We start from the raw sequence: 18349 nt of genomic DNA on the forward strand, positions 1-18349 counted from the left end.
CTAAACCAGAATTCACTCTTTTCTATGTGCAAATCCACTGGGCTAAAACATATGCGCCCGAAGCGCGGCACAATTACCGCGCCTGCGATTTAGCGCTCTAGTGATCACCCTTTGCGGAAGTAAAAGATACCCCAGGTGAGATAACCCTTGTTACCGCCATTGACCCAGTGGTCAAGGCCATTTTTCATGCGTTCGATGTACTCTGCCGAGACATGCCCCTGCAGTTCACCTTCTCGACGATCTAGCTCACGGCGCACGCGCCCGTAATGGCGCGGCAACTGATGGGTGTGGTCTTCGAAGGTGATTTCCTCAAAGCCCAGATCCCTAAGGGTCTGGCGATAGAAATTAGGCGTGCCCATCGTCTCGAGGTGGATCCTATCGAGGATCGGTTGAATAACCCCCTCGGGGCAATCATCCGCCTGCATTGGATCGGTGAAGATAAACTCGCCCCCAGAACGCAGAACTCTACTAGCCTCCCGCAGTACGCGTTCCCTATCCGGACTATGGAGGAAGGAGTCCTGCGACCAGACCAGGTCAAACACCCCATCATCATAGGGGACATCTTCAAAGGCAGCATCGACAACCTCAATCAGGTGATCGACTCCTTGCTCCTTATTCATCTGCCGATCACGCTCATTCTCACGTTCGGAGAGATTGAGCGCCGCCACCTTACAGCCATACTTATGCGCAAGGTAACGGGCAGACCCTCCGTAACCAGCCCCCATGTCGAGGACATAGCTATCTGGGCCAAGCTGCCGGGACAGTGACGACATGCGCTCTACAGTACGCCTGCTGGCATCTGCTATCGGCTCTTCATCATCGTTGTACAAACCGATATGGATATCCTCACCACCCCATATTATGGCGTAGAAGTTATCGGCATCCTCACTGTTATAGTACTGCCTCGCCGTTTCTATGGCTTGATCGTCGTAGCGCGTCGCCATATATCAGTCCTCCTCCCGATATTCCTTCTCGGCGACATGAATAAAGAAATCCGGATCTGCATCGCGGTAGGTTGCCTTGAAGTCGCCGTAGGTATCGATTTTTTGGAAACCCACCTCATGCATTAGGCGGCGCGTGTAATCCTTGCGCAGCGGGAACATGTTCAGGAAGTAAGTTGAACCGTCGTTGAATTCATACTTGAAGCGGGCTAGGCCATCATCAACGTGCTCAGGATAGACAGAGACGCCCTCACCGCAATAGTAGTAGGAGTGGCTTGAGTCATAGCCGTGATCGAGGATGCCGTCGTAATTGCGCTGATCCAATATCAGCACCCCTTCCGGGTTCAGCGCGGAATAGAACTCTGCCAGGGTCTTGCGCCGATCTTTTTCATTAAACAGGTGGGTAAACGAGTTGCCAAGGCAGATAATGGCGTCATAACGACCGTGGATATCGCGATTCAGCCACCGCCAGTCGACCTGAACCGTGCGTAGGATATGGCCACGCTTACGCCCATTCTCGAAGGCTTTGGCGAGCATCTCGGCACTGCCATCAGCACTGACGACATCAAAACCCGCCTCGAGCAAACGCACTGAGTGGAAGCCGGTACCTGTTGCGGCATCGAGGATGCGTGTGGCACCACGCTTCTTCAACTCTTGAATAAAGAAATCACCTTCACTCTTCGCGCGGCTATCCCAATCAATCAAGTCGTCCCATTTGTCGACAAACCCGTCAACATACTCTTCCGTGTAGTGGTCGGTATCTCGGACTTTTGTTGGGTCCGCTCCGAAGTCCTGCTCAGTAGTCGTATTCATATATCACCTCAGCTTGGCGAATGGTTGGTGTAGCGAACGCGCGCTACGGTATACCCATACGCTGTGAATTCAGATCGTGTGCTTGATCGCCGGCGCCGCTTGGACAACTGAATGTCAAGTGCCTCTTGTAGCAAGTTCATTATCTATGGCATGCGCCTCCGTAACTACGGGGCGTGTTTCTGGCCAGGGGGCTGCCCTGTATTGGTGGCACCGAGCCTGCCACGGCTCGTCAGGCGATCCGGGTCCCGGTACCTTCTTTCGCATGCCTTCACGACCGCATCACGATCGTTAGCGTGGGTATACTGTGCGTGAGTTGGCCGGGGATTTCAAGCCCCGGCGCCCAAACGTACTGTTAAGAGCATACTGAGATGGTATTATCTCCCCGTTTATAAGGGAAATATCCAGATGACGGCACACATCCCAAAACATCCATTTCACGCTGAAAAGCCCAACTCTCCTCACTGCGAGCACCACCCCAAGCCTCCTCCCCCGGCAACTGCTCATTTGCCCAGTTACTAACTTCTTGTGCTGTGGCGCTATTACCCACGTCGGTTCCACCGGATATAGCCGCAAGCTCCCGGCACAAGGCAGAGCGCGGTCGCCGGACCCCATCCATGGCACCGGACAATATCAGCGGCTCAATGAGGTGCACATTAAGATCGCCACCATAAGCTCTGGTGATTAAATCTATAATAGAACTGTATGAACCCTTCGAACGCCCCCCAACTATGCGCCGAGCTGACGCCCTATCAATACAGGCAATTGCCCCTAACCCGAAGAGAATGCGGTCGTGATCTATGGCCGTAAACCCCCATTCACTTCGATTAATATCGGGCGGCAACACGGTAATGCCATCCTGCGCGGCGTTTCGACACACTTCTAGTAAGGCATCTCGATGCTCGCTGCCTTGCGAAGTGCCGCTCGGCTGGGTATATCTGACCCCCTCCCATGCCCCAAACAGTTCCAAGAGCATGTTCATCTGAGCGGCATAGAATACCGCCGGAAAGCGCGCTCGGATATAGGCTTGACGGTATGCCTCTAACACCTCCGGGAGCAGTGCACTGCGCTCAATGGATTGCGCTAACGCCTGACGCAACATGCGAAGCAGATAAACCCCCCTCGCTTCAGGCAGGGCGCAGGATTCGGCTATGGCCTTGGCTGCTCGTGCACTCGCCTCTCCCTCAAGGGCGGTTTCACTCTCAGCCGCCAGCTCACGACTAACCCTCAGTGCCTCCTCCCAGCTTAACCTCATCAGCCTCGCCAACGCTGCTACTATCTGCTCGGAAAAAAGCCAAACGTTCGCCGTAGGTGCGAGTACCTTTTCTAGCTCAGGATGTGGTAAAGCCGGTATATCTTGGCCCTCGCAGGCTGCAAGATACTTGTTCTTCTGCCCACCATGGGCACCGTGACGGCAGGCAGCCACAAGCCTAACCAGTTCGTCCAAGCTTTGCGGCGGCTTGCGCAGGAGACATTCGCGTAGCTGCGGATCATCGAGCAAGTGGATACCAGATGTCTGCCCCCGGGCAATAAGAGCGAATGGTTTGCGGTCGTTATCTGACCATGTCCAGATGCACTCGGCGGGATCATAACCACTGTGGCCCTGCATTCTAGCGAGCATGTCTATCATCTCACGCGACAGCCCAGCGGCTCGCTCCCGCCCGATGACAACGTAAACCGCCTTTTCATCTACCTCGTCAATCGGCGAGAGACGGGCGTAGTGGCGCAGCATGGACGCCGTTTCTGCCTGTTCAGCGCGGCTCGGAACACGCAAATGCAGTCGCTGCGCTTCTAACTCGCTACCAAACCCGGTAAATGGCAGTTCGTGCTGGTGCGGATCGACCCCATGCAGTCCCAGCAAATAGAGCAGCAGTGAACCGCACTGCGGGCCGTAACCGAGCCCAAAAACCACCCCGCGCGAGCGCAGATCTCGCACCACCCATGAGAGCTCCAGAATTACACCGGGATCTATGCTCAGCTCATCAAAGGCCGCCAGCTCAATCTCGAGACGCTGCATATAGCGATCGAGCTGAGGGCCAAGGGCCAGGCTCGCCGCCTGACTACGGCATAAATCACGTAGCCGACCCTTAGCGGCTCGCTCTAAGGCGCCCCCACGAAATGGGACTATACTCAAGGAGTCGTCTTGCATTGGCATATATTACAAACATTAGCGTCCACCATGAAGCCTCCAGGGATGGGTTCACGGCGTCCTCCACACCGGGGCAGCTGAGTGGATCAGGGGGAGTTATAGAGGTTCCCTACGGGGCTCATCATGGGGCTGCCAGTCAAGCGTGAACAGTTTAGCCACGACGCTGACGGAAGAAATTACGCAGCAAATCGCCGCACTCCTGCGCCAAAAGACCACCAACGACCTGCGGATAGTGGTTGTGGCCGGACAAGCCAAGCAAGTCAAATTGACCACCACAGGCCCCCGTTTTAGTATCGGGAGCGCCATAGACAATACGACTCAGGCGGGCGTGGATAATAGCCCCTAGGCACATAAAACAGGGCTCCAAGGTCACATAGAGCGTGGTATCCGGCAGCCGATACGCCGCTGTTCTTTGCCCCGCCTGACGCAAGGCCACTATTTCAGCATGGGCACTAGGGTCATTGTTGCTGATCGGGCTGTTCCAACCCTCCCCGAGCGGCTCATTATCGCGCACCAAGACAGCCCCTACCGGCACCTCTCCTGCGTCTGCCGCCCGCCGCGCCAGCTCCAGGGCGTAGCCCATCCAGTAAAAGTCGTTGTGCTCAGCGCCCATCCTCGCTGCCGCCCGGGGGGGTAATCGACCACAATTTGAGCTCGCCCTCACTCCCACTCTATGGTTGCCGGGGGTTTGCCTGATATATCGTAAACAACCCGAGAAATACCCTCTATCTCATTGATTATCCGGCGTGAGACATGGTCGAGAAAGTCATAAGGCAGATGCGCCCAGCGTGCCGTCATGAAATCGACCGTCTCAACGGCACGTAGCGCAACAACATGCTCATAGCGACGCCCATCGCCGGTAACCCCTACCGAGCGCACCGGCAAAAAGACCGCAAAGGCCTGACTAGTCCGCTCATACCAACCCGCTTGACGCAACTCTTGAATAAATATGGCATCTGCCCGGCGTAACAGGTCAGCATACTCCTTGCGCACCTCACCAAGTATCCGCACCCCCAGACCGGGCCCAGGGAACGGATGACGATGGATCATATCCGCCGGCAAGCCCAGCTCCAACCCAATGCGCCTCACCTCATCCTTGAACAGTTCACGCAACGGCTCGACGAGCTCAAGCTGCATATAATCGGGTAATCCACCAACATTGTGGTGTGACTTGATGACATGAGCCTTGCCGCCAGAGCTATCCGCCGACTCAACCACATCGGGATAGATCGTGCCTTGAGCAAGGAACGCCACATCATCAAGCTTAGCCGCCTGTTCATCAAATACTTCGACAAACAGCCGGCCAATTATTCGCCGTTTCTCCTCTGGATCCTCAACCCCACGCAAGGCATCGAGAAACCGCTCTGCGGCATCAATGTGCAGCACATTAACGCCCATGTGCCGATCAAACGTAGCTACCACCTGCTCAGCCTCGCCTAAGCGCAGCAGGCCGTTATCGACAAAAACACAGGTGAGCTGATCGCCGATAGCCCGATGCAGCAAGGCTGCGGTCACCGAGGAGTCCACCCCGCCCGATAGGCCCAAAACCACTCTCTTGGTGCCTACTTGCTGGCGAATGCGGGCGACGCTGTCTTCTATGATGTTGCTCGCTGTCCAATCCCCCGGGCAGCCACATATATCGCGCACAAATCGCGCCAATATCCGCGCCCCTTGCGGGGTGTGAGTGACCTCTGGATGAAACTGCAGCCCGTACCAGCCGCGCTCATCGTCTCCAATGCCGGCCACCGGCGAGGTTGGGGTTGTGGCGATGGTTTTAAATCCAGCCGGCGGCTCAGTAACCCTATCGCCGTGACTCATCCAGACATCCAGCCAGGCATAACCTTCAGCGTCGGCGTGATCCTCGATATTGCTCAGCAGCCTTGAGTGGCCGCGGATGCAGACCTGCGCGTAGCCAAACTCTTTGCTCTGAGCGGGCTCGACGCGCCCGCCAAGCTGTGCGCTGAGTGCCTGCATGCCATAGCAGATACCTAGTATCGGCACCTCCAGATCGAATATCGGGGCGGGGATAAGTGGGGCATCATCAGCAGTGACCGACTCCGGTCCGCCGGATAGTATAACCCCAACCGGATTGAATGCCTGGAGACGCTGTGGCTCGCAGTCGTAGGGCAATATCTCGCAATAGACACCATTCTCCCTAACCCGGCGGGCTATAAGCTGAGTGTACTGCGAGCCAAAGTCGAGGATCAGGACTCGATGAGCGTGGATATCAGCAGCACCGGCACCTTGGCTGTCCGCGGTCGAATTGGGTAGAGACATTGCGTTTTCTCACTCGACTCGGTAGTTAGGGGCTTCTTTGGTGATAGTTACATCGTGAACATGACTCTCGCGCATACCGGCTCCAGTAACTCGAACAAATTGCGGTTTGCTACGCATCTGAGCCAGATCGCCACAGCCAACATAACCCATGCTGGCCCGAATGCCACCGATCAGTTGATTGACTATCGTCACCATGCTGCCCTTATAGGGAACCCGCCCCTCGATTCCCTCAGGAACAAGCTTATCGACTGACTGGCCTTCTTCTTGGAAGTAACGATCGGCACTGCCTTGACTACCTGACATGGCACCTAACGAACCCATACCGCGGTAAGACTTGTATGAGCGGCCTTGGTAAAGCTCGACCTCTCCGGGGGCCTCTTCGGTGCCGGCCAGCAGACTGCCGATCATCAACGAGTGGGCCCCGCTGGCCAGGGCCTTGGCTGCATCACCGGAGAAACGGATACCGCCATCGGCAATCAGCGGCACATCACTACCCTGAAGCTCCTTAGCGACATTGGAGATGGCACTAACCTGCGGCACCCCGACACCGGCGATGATCCGTGTGGTACATATAGACCCTGGACCAATGCCGACTTTAACCCCATCAGCGCCGATCCGGCACAGATCACGGGCCGCCTCGGCTGTAGCTATATTGCCGGCGATTACATCAATCTGCGGGAAATTGCTCTTGAGCCAACCCACGCGCTCACTAACCCCAGCGGAGTGACCGTGAGCAGTGTCCACTACCAAGACATCAACTCCGGCATCAATGAGAGCCTCAGCCCGCTCCTCGGTGCCGTGACCGACACCAACTGCAGCACCAACCCGCAAGCGCGCGAACTCATCTTTGCAGGCATTCGGATAGTCGCGGCTTTTCTGGATATCTTTTACCGTAATCATGCCGCGCAGATGAAACCCTTCATCCACAACCAGCACCTTCTCGATTCGATGCTGATGGAGCTTGCTTAACACCTCATCGCGCGTAGCACCTTCGCTGACAGTCACCAAGCGCTCTTGTGGTGTCATAGCCACCGAGACCGGCTCATTGACCCGGGTTTCAAAGCGCAGATCACGGCCGGTAACTATCCCCACCAACTGTTCGCCGTCAACTACCGGCACCCCGGATATACCCTGGCTGCGGGTCACCTCAAGCACTTCGCCGATGCTAGTGCGCGGCGATACGGTAATAGGCTCCTTAATTATGCCACTCTCGAACTTCTTAACCCGGCGCACCTCGCTCGCTTGCACCTCGGCCGACATGTTCTTATGGATGATTCCTAAGCCGCCCTGCTCCGCCAAGGCTATTGCCAAGCGTGCCTCAGTTACCGTATCCATAGCTGCCGATACTATGGGTATATTAAGCTGTATATTGCGGGTGAGCTGGGTGCGCAGATCGGCATCGCGCGGCATTACCTGAGATTCGGCAGGTAACAGCAGAACGTCATCAAAAGTAAGAGCTTCCTCGGTGATTCGCATTAGTCGCATAAACCTCGGTCGGGAAAAGTGCCGTGGCTGAATTAAGAATAGCCGTACAGTATACTGGCAACATGGTGTAGCATGCCAGCATGAGTGAGCCTGAACAGAACCTATACACCCCATCGCAGCTGAACCAAGAAGTGCGCGGTATGCTCGAAACCGTGCTGCCGGGCATCTGGGTAGAGGGCGAGATTTCCAACCTGGCCCGCCCAGCATCGGGACACCTCTACTTTTCGCTTAAAGATAGCGATGCCCAGGTACGCTGCGCCCTCTTTCGCGCTCGCGCAAGCAGGGCCAATTTCAGGCCCGAGAACGGCGATCAGGTCAGGGTTAAAGCCAAGGCCAGCCTCTACCCACCGCGCGGGGATTTTCAACTGATAGTCGAGCACCTAGAAGAGGCCGGTGAGGGGGCCTTGCGCCGGGCCTTTGAGCAACTCAAACAGCGCCTTGAGGCAGAGGGGCTGTTTGCAGCAGACAAAAAGCGACAACTGCCCTCCTTCCCCCGTCGCATAGGGGTCATTACCTCCCCCAGCGGTGCTGCCATAAGAGATGTGTTAAGTGTTCTTGAGCGGCGCTTCAAGGCCCTGCCGGTGATAGTCTACCCTGTTGCTGTACAAGGCGATGGGGCCGCTGGGCAGATTGTGCGCATGCTCGAGATTGCCGAACAACGCAATGAGGTCGACGCCCTAATCCTGACTCGTGGCGGCGGCTCGCTCGAGGACCTGTGGCCCTTTAATGAGGAGGCTGTAGCTAGGGCTATTCGCGCGTGCCCTATTCCGCTAATCAGCGCTGTAGGCCATGAGACTGATGTGACCATAGCCGACTTCGCCGCCGATCTGCGTGCCCCGACCCCGTCAGCCGCCGCTGAAACCCTAAGCATTGATACCGCTGCTTACCTTGAGCGCATCGGCACTCTTCACCGGCGCCTAACAGCGGCCGAGCACCGCCTACGCAACTCTCGACAAGAAAGACTCGACCAGCTGGAGCGACGCCTTGCCTGCCAACACCCGGGACGCAAACTGCGCGATCGCGCTCAACGCCTCGACGAGCTGGAATCTCGCCTCAGACGCCTCGTCTTAGCAACCATCAGCAACCATCGCCAAAAGATAAATACCGCCGAACAAAGGCTTTTTTCTGCCTCTCCCAAAAGGCGAATAGATGACTCGCGTAGGCAGATACAACAGCAGCTACAACTGCTGCAACAAGGCATGAGATCCCGCCTAAACGACTCCCGACAACGCCTGGCCGCGACCACCCGCGCCCTCCAAGCGGTAAGCCCACTAGCGACCCTGGAGCGTGGCTACGCCGTAGCTCAGCACCCCGACGGTAAGGTCATACGCCAAGCTCAAGAGCTAAAGATCGGGGATACAATATACACCCGCCTAGCTACAGGAGCACTAGATTGCACAGTGGAACGGATTTACCAACAGCATACAGACACCACCAGTTCCTAATCACCTCTGTGGCACCATCTAACTCCTCTGCGGGGATCTCGGCAACTGCGATGGCGCCGGGTATCGGAATCCCCGCGCCCCCACGGCAGGACGACTTGACGTAAAAGATGGTTTTAATAGGCTGCCAGGCAGGCAACGTAAGGATGGATCACATGAAGCCCAGCACCTTTTTTCTAGCTGCACTCCTCATACTTCTTAGTAGTGCAGCTTGGTCAACACAAAGCTCTGCAACAAATTCTGAGAATAGGCCTAGCGAGCGCCCCATAGCTGGCGGCTTAGCCCTTATCGATTTGGATCGTGACGATCCTACGCGCAAGGCCACTTACCAAGGTGAGCAAGTCCTTATCAGGGAGACTGAGAGCGGCTGGCAAGCCGTAGTCGGTATTGCCCTTGACGCTGAGACCGGTAAACACGAGTTAGAAGTAGATGGTGAAACGCTTTCCTTTACGGTTCAGGAGCACGATTACAGGGCTCAATATATAACTATTGCCGAAGAGGACATGGTCAGCCCGCCCGAGCATAAACTTGAGCGCATATTCGCCGAACAAGATGAGATCCGCAGTGCCTTCCGCAGTCGAGAAGTCGAAGCTCAGCCCCGCCTAGATCTGCACATCCCGGTGGCCGATGCGCGCGTTTCGGCTGAATTTGGAGTCCGTCGCTATATCAATGAGCAGCCCCGCAACCCGCACAACGGGCTTGACCTGGCAGCACCGACCGGTACACCGATAGCCGCCGCCGAGGCGGGTAAAGTGGTTGAAAAAGGGGATTACTATTTTAACGGTAAGAGCGTCTTTATCGACCACGGTGCGGGCCTAGTAACCATGTACTGCCACATGGATGAGATCGATGTGGCAAAGGGGGATTGGGTCGAGCGCGGCGAACAGATCGGCACTGTAGGTAAGACCGGACGAGTCACCGGCGCACACCTGCATTTCAGTGTTATCCTCAACGGCAACACGGTGGATCCGGAACTATTTCTCGAGGAAGCCCCTTAAAACTCCCCACTGAGCCTGGTTGACTCGGTGTGGAGGTCTTGGCGCCAGGCAGGGCGCCATGAAGCCTCCAGGGATGGATTCACGGCGTCCTCCACACCGAGAGTGGGAAGTTTTAGAGGTTCCTTAGAGGATAAAGTTGCACTATTCTCTTAACATCTTCATATAATCAAACCGAAAAGGAGACAATAATGGCCCAGCGTAAAGTCACCATCTGCGCCCCAACGCGCACCGCTTTAGGAACTTTCAATGGCTCTCTAGCTAAGGTCCCAGCTACCGACCTAGGTGCGACGGTTGTCCGCTCTACCCTAGAGCGCTCGGGGCTCTCACCGGATGCTGTAGACAGCGTGGTGATGGGCAATGTTATTCAAGCCGGCTGCAAGATGAACCCGGCACGGCAGGCCTCCATTAACGGCGGTGTACCAGCCCAGACCCCTGCCCTGACCGTGAACCGGGTTTGTGGCTCGGGCGCCCAAGCAATTGCCAACGCCTTCCAGGAGGTAGCCCTGGGCTTTGCCGACACCGCCATAGCCGGTGGCATGGAGAACATGGACCGGGCCCCCTACCTGCTCATGCAAGGGCGCACCGGTTATCGCCTCGGACACGGGCAAATTCTTGATGCGGTACTAAACGATGGCCTAAACGATGCCTTCTCAGATCAGCACTCGGGATGGCATACCGAAGACCTTGCCAGCGAGTACGGTATCAGCCGCGAGGAGCAGGACGAATGGGCTGCACGCTCACAACAACGCTTTAGCCAAGCCCAGGCGGCAGGCCATTTTAATGCGGAAATAACCCCGGTTGACATCTCCGATCGTAAGACCACCAAGCAATTTGATACCGACGAACATAACCGCGGCGACACCACAGCGGAAGGCTTACAGAAGCTCCGGCCGGCGTTTCGCAAGGACGGCACTATCACTGCCGGCAATGCCCCCGGCGTTAATACCGGCGCTGCAGCCATGGTCATCGCTGCTGAAGAAGCTGCCGCCAAACACGGCCTCACCCCAATCGCCCACATAGCATCTTATGGGATTGGTGGCGTTGAGCCGGGCATGTTTGGAATCGGCCCTGTTCCGGCAGTCAAACAGTGTCTGCAACGCGCCGGCTGGTCTATTGATGATGTCGAGCGCTGGGAGATTAACGAGGCCTTTGCCGCCATCGCCATCGCCGTGATGCGGGATCTGGGCGTCGCGGAAGAGCGGGTTAACGTTGAGGGTGGGGCAATAGCTCACGGCCACGCCATCGGCGCAACAGGTGCCGTACTTACCACCCGGTTGCTTCACTCAATGCAGCGCGACGGCCTAAAGCGCGGTGTGGTAACCATGTGTATCGGCGGCGGCCAGGGAATTGCGCTTGCCCTGGAGATGGCATAGGAGGCAGGATCCCTGCGGGAATCCCTCTACGCCCCAGCTCCTGAGCTACCAACCATTCGGCATGTGCGGGGAAGGGAGGAGCTGAATTGTAGCGGTTAGGGGGGTAAACTCCATGGCGTCAAACATTGGCCATCAAGCCTTGTGTGGCGCCATGGAGCCTAAACGGGGCTGCCGATGACTAGCCCCATGATCGGCCGATAGGCCTCAGACTCAGAGGACCTTTAGCCCTAGCTACTGACCCATATGCTCCCTCATCTCGGAATAGAGCCGCTCAAGCTCATCCATCAACTCAGCAGTCTCCGGGTCGCGCTCCTCCATAGCGGCCAGCAAGTCCTCCTGAAATGAGCGCATGTCTTCCTCCATGCTGCGCCGGAACTCCTCATCTTCCATCGCCTCCTGCTGCGCCTGCTGCAACTCCATTTGGGCCTGTTGGAATTCCTCGGCTAGCTGTTGCTGCTCATCCTGGGATACATTACCAGCCTCAAACCTCTCATATATCTCTTCCATGCGCTGATAGTGACTCTCAGGATCGTAACCGAGATCTTCCATCTTCGCAGTAGCACGATCCTCCAGGCGCTGCTGGCGCTCTTGCAACTCCTCGCTATTTTCGAAGGTTTCCTGCTGGATTTGACCAAGGCGTTGCTGGATTTCCTGCAAGCGCTGCTGCGACTCCATCATCTCCGGGCTGTGCGGCTGCCCCGGGGCCCCGCCTTGTTGCGGTGCCATCTGCGCTTGCAAAGATGTTGAGATCAGAAATGCTGCGGCGACCGCCGCCATTGTAACTCGTGTCATAACTTTGGGCTCCCTCACAAAACTTGGTTAATACACTCTAAGGGTGAGCCGAAATAGCATAACACTTGCCAACGACCGGCGGGCCACCCAAAAAAAAAGAACTGCCCAAACCCCTGCTGGACAACAAACGGCGCTGCAACACGACTCTAAAGACCTCCCCTGAGCCAATTAGCTGCCCCGGCGTGGGGGACGCCGTGAATCCCTTCCAGGATACCTCACGGCGCCCCCCCTGCTGCCTTGAACTTCACATGGGACTGCACATGGCTAAAGAAAGGGGAGTTTGTATAAGCTTGCAGCGTTTGTATTCCGCCAAGATGCGGATCTCAGTAGAGCTGCTTTACTGCGGCATGCCTCCGCCGCCACCCATACCTTGACCTTGTTGCATCTCCGCCTGGAGTTGCCGTAACTCGTCAATCAGCTCACCGGCGCGCGGGCTTTTCTCTTCCATAGCAGAGATCAGATCCTGCTCCAGCTCCTGGCGATCCTGCTCCCAGCCCTGCATGAAATCCTGGTCTTGCATCGCTTCCTGCTGCGCTTGCTGGAGCCTCATCTGCAACTCACGATCCTCCTGCAGGCGGGCCTCCGCATCGTCCTGGTCGGCCAGCGTACCATCTTCCAACTGCTGTATGGTCTCTTCCAGGCGTGCGATGTCCTCACGGACATTCTCGTAGCCTACCTCTTCCATCTGGTCGAGAAGGCGATCATCAAGCTCATTAGCGCGCTCTTCAAGCTCCGGGTTCTCAGCCATGGTCTCTTGCTGAAGCTCACCGAGCTCCTGATGGATCTCCTGCATGCGCTGCTGCGCCTGCATTTGCTGCTCAGCAGCCTGAGGATCCTGCTGCATTCCCGGGGCACCTTGTGGGGCCTGGCCACCTTCTGACATACCACCTTCAGGTGCTTGCTGCGGGGGCTGCCCTCCACCTCCTCCACCCATCTGGGCTTGAGCAGCGCCCATCGCAAGCATTAACGCGAAAGTCGAAGCAACAGTCTTGTTCGCAGTCATCAATATACTCCATTGCTTTGAAATTAAGTTTGAGCTCGGCTCAATCTCACCAACCGGCTATCTGTTAATGACAGCCGAACGGGAGGGATTGTTCCTAACCGAGGGCACTGCATATGGCAGTATGTCATTCTTCTAATTAAACAATAATGCTTTTTTATTGTCGATTCCCGTCCCACTGCTGCAGAATATAATTTCTTACAACGAATCTAATTATCATCCCACTCACGCAAGATACAGTCTAACTTAAGGAGGTAAGCATGAGTCACCCGATGGAAGGCCAACCGGTACCCAAAGTAACATTCCGTGCCCGCCGTGACGGTGAATGGGTAGACATAACTAGTGACGAATTGTTTAAGGGCAAGAAGGTGGTAGTATTTGCCCTACCCGGGGCCTTCACACCAACCTGCTCCTCGACGCACCTGCCACGTTATGACGAACTTGCGCCAACCTTCTTCGAGTCAGGGGTAGACGACATCGTATGTCTGTCTGTAAACGACGCCTTCGTCATGGAGGAGTGGAAGCGCGATCAGCAAGTTCAGCACGTTACCTTGATACCTGATGGCAACGGCGAGTTCAGCGCCGGCATGGGGATGCTGGTCGATAAGCAGGATCTAGGCTTCGGCAAGCGCTCCTGGCGTTATTCTATGCTGGTAAATGACGGTGTCATCGAGAAGATGTTTGTCGAGCCAGAGGTGCCGGGTGATCCATTTGAGGTCTCCGATGCCGACACCATGCTCAATCACATCAACCCCAATGCCAAACGGCCCCAAGCGGTTACCATGTTTACCAAGCCAGGTTGCCCACACTGTGCTAGTGCCAAGCGCATGCTTCAGCAAAAGGGCTACCAGTATGAAGAGATAGAACTCGGCGAGGGCATTACACCTCGCTCGGTAAGGGCAGTCAGCGGCTCCGGCTTAGTGCCGCAGGTGTTCATGGACGGCAAATTGATCGGCGGGGCTGATGACCTAGAGAAGTGGCTGGCTAAATAGCAGCCCAACTCCAACGACCTTATTCGCAAACTCCACGCCCGGCTTGGGAACTACGAGCGAGTTCTCGAGCCGGGCGAAGTTATATTAACTTACCTCGCAGCAGAGCTTAGTCAGGCTGGAGCCATACAATGGCGCCAGGAGTCTACACACAGTGGGTATGATTGGGCTCACAACGGCCGGAATGCCGAAAATCTTACCCGGGACTGACTAATAATCCATCTACGCTCGCCTCTAAAAGCACCCCACCGGGCCAGCCAGGCTCCGGTAGGGATTTTAGAGGCGCCCATAGCATCAGATCATCAACCTAGAACCGAACAAAACCTCCGCCATAAAGGCCGCTGAAGGAGATATCGGTGGTGATATCGTCGAACTCATCCAACTCGATGCTAAGGTCACGATAACCGACCATCACCCCGGCATACATAAACTTATATACCAAGTTGGCCTGCATATCGGTAATCGAGTTATCGCCGATACTCAAGTCCTTGACAGATGCCTCTAGGCGCAAGGGCGTGGTTGGTATGTTTACCGCCGCGCGCAGATAGCCTAGCGGCAACCAGCCGGAAAACGAGGTGATGGTGTCTATCTCATCAGCCCAATTGCCAGGCAGATCATCATCAGCGATAGTGCCACCATCGAGCTCACCATCGAAATTTCTTGCCGTAAGACCTATATCGATGCTGACAAATGGTAGTGGCAGAGGGCTCCAAAAGGCGGTGAAATCAGTATGGCCAAGGTCGACACTAGACCCGTCTGCGCCATCCTGGACTAGCTCAGTGTGGTCAAGTCGCACGCTGGGTATCATCGGGAAAATGTGATCCCATTCCGCCCAGAGGTGGACATCATTATCGCTGTCTAAATCCAACGTATCGTCTATATCACCACCGAACAGATCCCCGCTTGAGCTATGGGACCAAATATTCGCCCCCGCCGAGAGGCCGAAGATGCCGCCGGTAGCATGGGCCGCACTGCCGCCGACTGCGAGAAACAGCGCTACTGTTGTTGTTTGGATTACTCGTCGCATGATAGCCCCCTGTATATGATTCGCCTTACACCACAAGATTATCACGCCGAAACCATATCCCCAATAAATTGGCCCAAAATAGGCTAGCACCAGGGGGGTGCCTCTAAAGAATTCGCCGGCGCCACCATCCGCCCCGGAGTGGAGGTCTTGGCGCCAGGGATGGCGCCATGAAGCCTCCAGGGATGGATTCACGGCGTCCTCCACACCGGGGCGGATGGTGGCGCCGGCGAATTCTTTAGAGGTTCCCAGGGGCGACCTCGGGAAACTCATTTATAACCCGGCCTGACTCCGCATCCACCTCGTAGAGTTTTACTGCATACCCCCACAGATTGGCAAGGTGGCCGAGTACCGCTTGGGCATCGCTCTTTTCCAGCGTTGCCCCGTCATTTATGCGGTGTTCGAGGATCAATTTACGATCACCCGCCAGATCGACATCAACCACTTGAATATCCGGTTCTATATAGGCCAAGTCATGACGTTTAGCCAAGGCGCTACGAATCTGCCGATAACCGGCCTCATCATGTATCGCAGCAACGACTAACTCCGGCGCTGAGGCCTCATTGTAGAGGCTAAAAAGCTGAAAATCGCGGATCACTTTGGGGCTAAGGAATTGGAGGATGAAACTCTCATCCCGGAACTCCCGCCAGGCGTGCTGCCAAACACCGACCCAATCACCGCAACCAGCTAGCTGTGGGAACCACTGTCTATCTTCGGCGGTGGGCTGTGTAGCCATGCGCTTGAGATCCTGAAGTATCGCAAACCCGAGGGCGTAGGGGTTGATACCAGAGAAGCGCAGATCATCGAAGTCAGGCTGCATAACAACGCTAGTATGACTGTGCAGAAACTCCATGAAGGCCCCGTCAGTTAGCAGCCCATCCTCATGCAGACGAGTCATTATGTAGTAATGGACCGCGCTAGCACACCCCTCATTCATTACCTTGGTCTGTCTCTGTGGGTAAAAGTACTGCGCGGTATTGCGAACAATGCGCAAGATCTCGCGCTGCCAATGCTCCAGCAACGGGGCCCGCTTCTCCAGAAAATAGAGCAGATTCTCCTCCGGCAGCCCTAGCCGTTCGCGGCGCGCTGCGACTGGATCAGCGTAATCGCGCAAAGGATCGTCGGGGGCACCCGGCACAGTCCGCCAGAGGTCATTGTATGTCTGCTCCTCATAGCGAATCCGCTCAATTTCCCGATCCCGCTCCTCGCGTAGATTGCGTGAATGCGGCTTAGGATAACGGTCAACCCCCTGCCCCATCAGCGCATGAGCCGCATCAATTACCTGCTCTACCGCACTTACCCCATAGCGCTCTTCGCACCCGCTGATAAAACTCTTGGCAAAGTCGAGATAGTCAAGAATTCCCTCGGCATCGGTCCACTCCTGAAAGAGTCGGTTATTCTTGAAAAAGTGGTTATGGCCAAATGCGGCATGCGCTATTACCAGCGTCTGCATGGTTAAGGTATTCTCTTCCATGAGATAGGAGATGCACGGTTTGGAATTTATGACAATCTCATAGGCCAAACCTGTATAGCCCTTGCGATAGAGCATTTCATCGCGGGCGAAATGCTTACCGAACGACCAGTGACGATAGAATAATGGCAGCCCCATCGATGCATAAGCATCGAGCATCTGCTCCGAGTTGATAACCTCAATCTGATTAGGGTAAACATCCAGCTGCAACTCTTCTGTAGCTATGCGCTCGACCGCCTCGTAGACGCGCATCACATCACGATAATCCCAATCAGAACCTCTGAATAGCGGCTCTTTGCTCATCTCTTCAGCTCCGCAGGGGTAAAGAGATCACGAAAAACCGGGAAGATGTCGCCTTGGGTGCGCACCTTGCGCATAGCAAGCGGGGCCTGGCCATGCGAGACCTTTTCATAGAGGCGCCATAGATCAGATGGCAAGCGCACGGAATGCCCGGCTAAGCCGACCTCAATGTAGGCGAAATGCTGGCAAAGCGGCAGGATCACATTACGAATTAATTCATTGGTATGCGGATTATCTGCCGGGGTATTATCTCCATCAGAGGCCTGAGCGGCGTAGATGTTCCAGTCAGCCACTGGATAGCGCTCAGCTACTATATCGCTCATCATCCGTAACGCCGGCGATACCAGCGTGCCGCCAGTCTCCCGCGAGTAAAAGAAGGTATCCTCATCGACCTCTTGAGCAATATGCGTATGGCGGATAAAGACGATATCGACATAGCGATAGCGCCGCTCAAGGAAGAGGTAGAGTAGCATGAAGAAGCGCTTAGCCAGCCCCTTCATCTCTTCACTCATGGACCCCGAGACGTCCATTAGGCAGAACATGACTGCCTGAGTTACCGGCTTACGGACCTGGGTAAAACGGTTGTAACGAATATCAACCGGATCAATATAGGGGATAGAGCGGGAACGCTCCTTCTTAAGCCGTAGCTGATCAATGAGTTCGCGCAAGCGCTCCGGGTCCGAGCCGCTGCGCTCAAGGCGATCGATCTCCTCTTCCAGCGCGCGGATCTCATTACCCTTCGGCCGACGCAAAGCTATACGCCGCGACAGCGAGTTGCGCATTGTGCGCTCGACATTAAGGTTGGACGGCGAGCCGCTGACCGCATAGCCGGCCCGTTGCTGCGTCAACTGATCGGACTTCTTGACTTGGCTCTTGGCCATATTCGGCAGTTCCAAGCCTTCGAAAAAAAGATCGAGAAACTCATCCCGGCTGACCGTGAAGGTAAACTCATCTTCACCTTCGCCGCTGGGGCTAGCCTGACTGCCGCCGCCAGAACCTGCAGGCGGGCGCGGAATAGTATCGCCAACTACATACTCTTTGTTGCCGGGCAAAACATGCTCACGAACGCCATGCTCAGCAGATTTACGAAAAACGGGTTCATGCAGTCCGTCTGTGGGGATGGTAATCTTCTCCCCGCCGGCAACATCGGCTACCTTGCGCTTTCCCGAGGCCTCGTTTACCGCATCTACCACCTGGCGCTTGGCGCGGCGCAAAAAGCGCTGCCTATTAGCCAAGCTTTTGCCTTTCGGGTTACGCCGGCGATCAATAATATTGACCAATGCACTCTTACCTCCGCC

At 55.8% G+C, this 18349-nt stretch carries 15 protein-coding genes; 4 read left to right on the top strand and 11 right to left on the bottom strand.

Annotation, left to right across the window (positions count from 1 at the left end):
* Window positions 1–104 precede the first annotated feature (104 nt).
* The 6 genes from HH1059_RS07360 to guaB all read right to left on the bottom strand — a co-directional run bounded on the left by HH1059_RS07360 (window position 105) and on the right by guaB (window position 7653).
* On the bottom strand, window positions 105–944 hold the full coding sequence (locus HH1059_RS07360; RefSeq protein WP_096409577.1) for a sarcosine/dimethylglycine N-methyltransferase: 840 nt from the start codon (window positions 942–944) through the stop codon (window positions 105–107).
* Between the two features lie 3 nt (window positions 945–947).
* Window positions 948–1754 carry a glycine/sarcosine N-methyltransferase gene (locus tag HH1059_RS07365; protein WP_096409578.1) on the bottom strand — a complete coding sequence of 269 codons (807 nt, stop codon included), beginning with the start codon at window positions 1752–1754 and terminating at the stop codon, window positions 948–950.
* A gap of 352 nt (window positions 1755–2106) precedes the next feature.
* On the bottom strand, window positions 2107–3885 hold the full coding sequence (locus tag HH1059_RS07370) for a helix-hairpin-helix domain-containing protein (RefSeq protein WP_162549434.1): 1779 nt from the start codon (window positions 3883–3885) through the stop codon (window positions 2107–2109).
* A 166-nt stretch (window positions 3886–4051) separates the two neighbouring features.
* Complete coding sequence (gene tadA / locus HH1059_RS07375) at window positions 4052–4513, bottom strand: tRNA adenosine(34) deaminase TadA (protein ID WP_096409580.1); 462 nt, start codon at window positions 4511–4513, stop codon at window positions 4052–4054.
* A 47-nt stretch (window positions 4514–4560) separates the two neighbouring features.
* The gene (gene guaA, locus HH1059_RS07380; RefSeq protein ID WP_096409581.1) at window positions 4561–6177 is read right to left on the bottom strand and encodes a glutamine-hydrolyzing GMP synthase; all 1617 of its coding nucleotides are present in this window, start codon (window positions 6175–6177) and stop codon (window positions 4561–4563) included.
* A gap of 9 nt (window positions 6178–6186) precedes the next feature.
* Entirely contained in the window at window positions 6187–7653 is a 1467-nt protein-coding gene (gene guaB / locus HH1059_RS07385) for an IMP dehydrogenase (RefSeq protein ID WP_096409582.1), read from the bottom strand.
* Window positions 7654–7742: 89 nt separating this feature from the next.
* On the opposite strand from guaB, the gene xseA reads away from it, so the two are divergent.
* From xseA to HH1059_RS07400, 3 genes are all read left to right on the top strand, one after another.
* The gene (gene xseA / locus HH1059_RS07390) at window positions 7743–9107 is read left to right on the top strand and encodes an exodeoxyribonuclease VII large subunit (RefSeq protein WP_096409583.1); all 1365 of its coding nucleotides are present in this window, start codon (window positions 7743–7745) and stop codon (window positions 9105–9107) included.
* Window positions 9108–9259: 152 nt separating this feature from the next.
* Window positions 9260–10102 (top strand): peptidoglycan DD-metalloendopeptidase family protein, encoded by an 843-nt coding sequence (locus tag HH1059_RS07395; protein WP_231901900.1) that lies wholly within the window; start codon window positions 9260–9262, stop codon window positions 10100–10102.
* A gap of 188 nt (window positions 10103–10290) precedes the next feature.
* Complete coding sequence (locus HH1059_RS07400) at window positions 10291–11475, top strand: thiolase family protein (protein WP_096409585.1); 1185 nt, start codon at window positions 10291–10293, stop codon at window positions 11473–11475.
* Between the two features lie 231 nt (window positions 11476–11706).
* Here HH1059_RS07400 and HH1059_RS07405 read toward each other — a convergent pair whose 3' ends face one another.
* Both HH1059_RS07405 and HH1059_RS07410 read right to left on the bottom strand, forming a co-directional pair.
* Window positions 11707–12267, bottom strand: a complete 561-nt coding sequence (locus tag HH1059_RS07405) for an OmpH/Skp family outer membrane protein (protein WP_162549436.1) — start codon at window positions 12265–12267, stop codon at window positions 11707–11709.
* Window positions 12268–12604: 337 nt separating this feature from the next.
* Window positions 12605–13270, bottom strand: coding sequence for a hypothetical protein (locus tag HH1059_RS07410; RefSeq protein ID WP_096409587.1), 666 nt, complete (start codon window positions 13268–13270; stop codon window positions 12605–12607).
* Window positions 13271–13527: 257 nt separating this feature from the next.
* On the opposite strand from HH1059_RS07410, the gene HH1059_RS07415 reads away from it, so the two are divergent.
* On the top strand, window positions 13528–14259 hold the full coding sequence (locus HH1059_RS07415) for a glutathione peroxidase (RefSeq protein WP_096409588.1): 732 nt from the start codon (window positions 13528–13530) through the stop codon (window positions 14257–14259).
* A 304-nt stretch (window positions 14260–14563) separates the two neighbouring features.
* Here the strand turns inward: HH1059_RS07415 and HH1059_RS07420 are convergent, their stop codons facing one another.
* The 3 genes from HH1059_RS07420 to HH1059_RS07430 form a co-directional block, all read right to left on the bottom strand.
* Window positions 14564–15283 (bottom strand): TIGR04219 family outer membrane beta-barrel protein, encoded by a 720-nt coding sequence (locus HH1059_RS07420; protein WP_231901901.1) that lies wholly within the window; start codon window positions 15281–15283, stop codon window positions 14564–14566.
* 235 nt (window positions 15284–15518) lie between these two features.
* Entirely contained in the window at window positions 15519–17054 is a 1536-nt protein-coding gene (locus HH1059_RS07425) for a SpoVR family protein (protein ID WP_096409590.1), read from the bottom strand.
* Window positions 17051–18331 carry a YeaH/YhbH family protein gene (locus HH1059_RS07430; protein ID WP_096409591.1) on the bottom strand — a complete coding sequence of 427 codons (1281 nt, stop codon included), beginning with the start codon at window positions 18329–18331 and terminating at the stop codon, window positions 17051–17053. Before HH1059_RS07430 ends, HH1059_RS07425 begins: the two co-directional genes overlap by 4 nt.
* Window positions 18332–18349: the final 18 nt, after the last annotated feature.

Origin of the sequence: Halorhodospira halochloris, assembly GCF_002356555.2 — a bacterium.
Taxonomy (GTDB): domain Bacteria; phylum Pseudomonadota; class Gammaproteobacteria; order Nitrococcales; family Halorhodospiraceae; genus Halorhodospira; species Halorhodospira halochloris.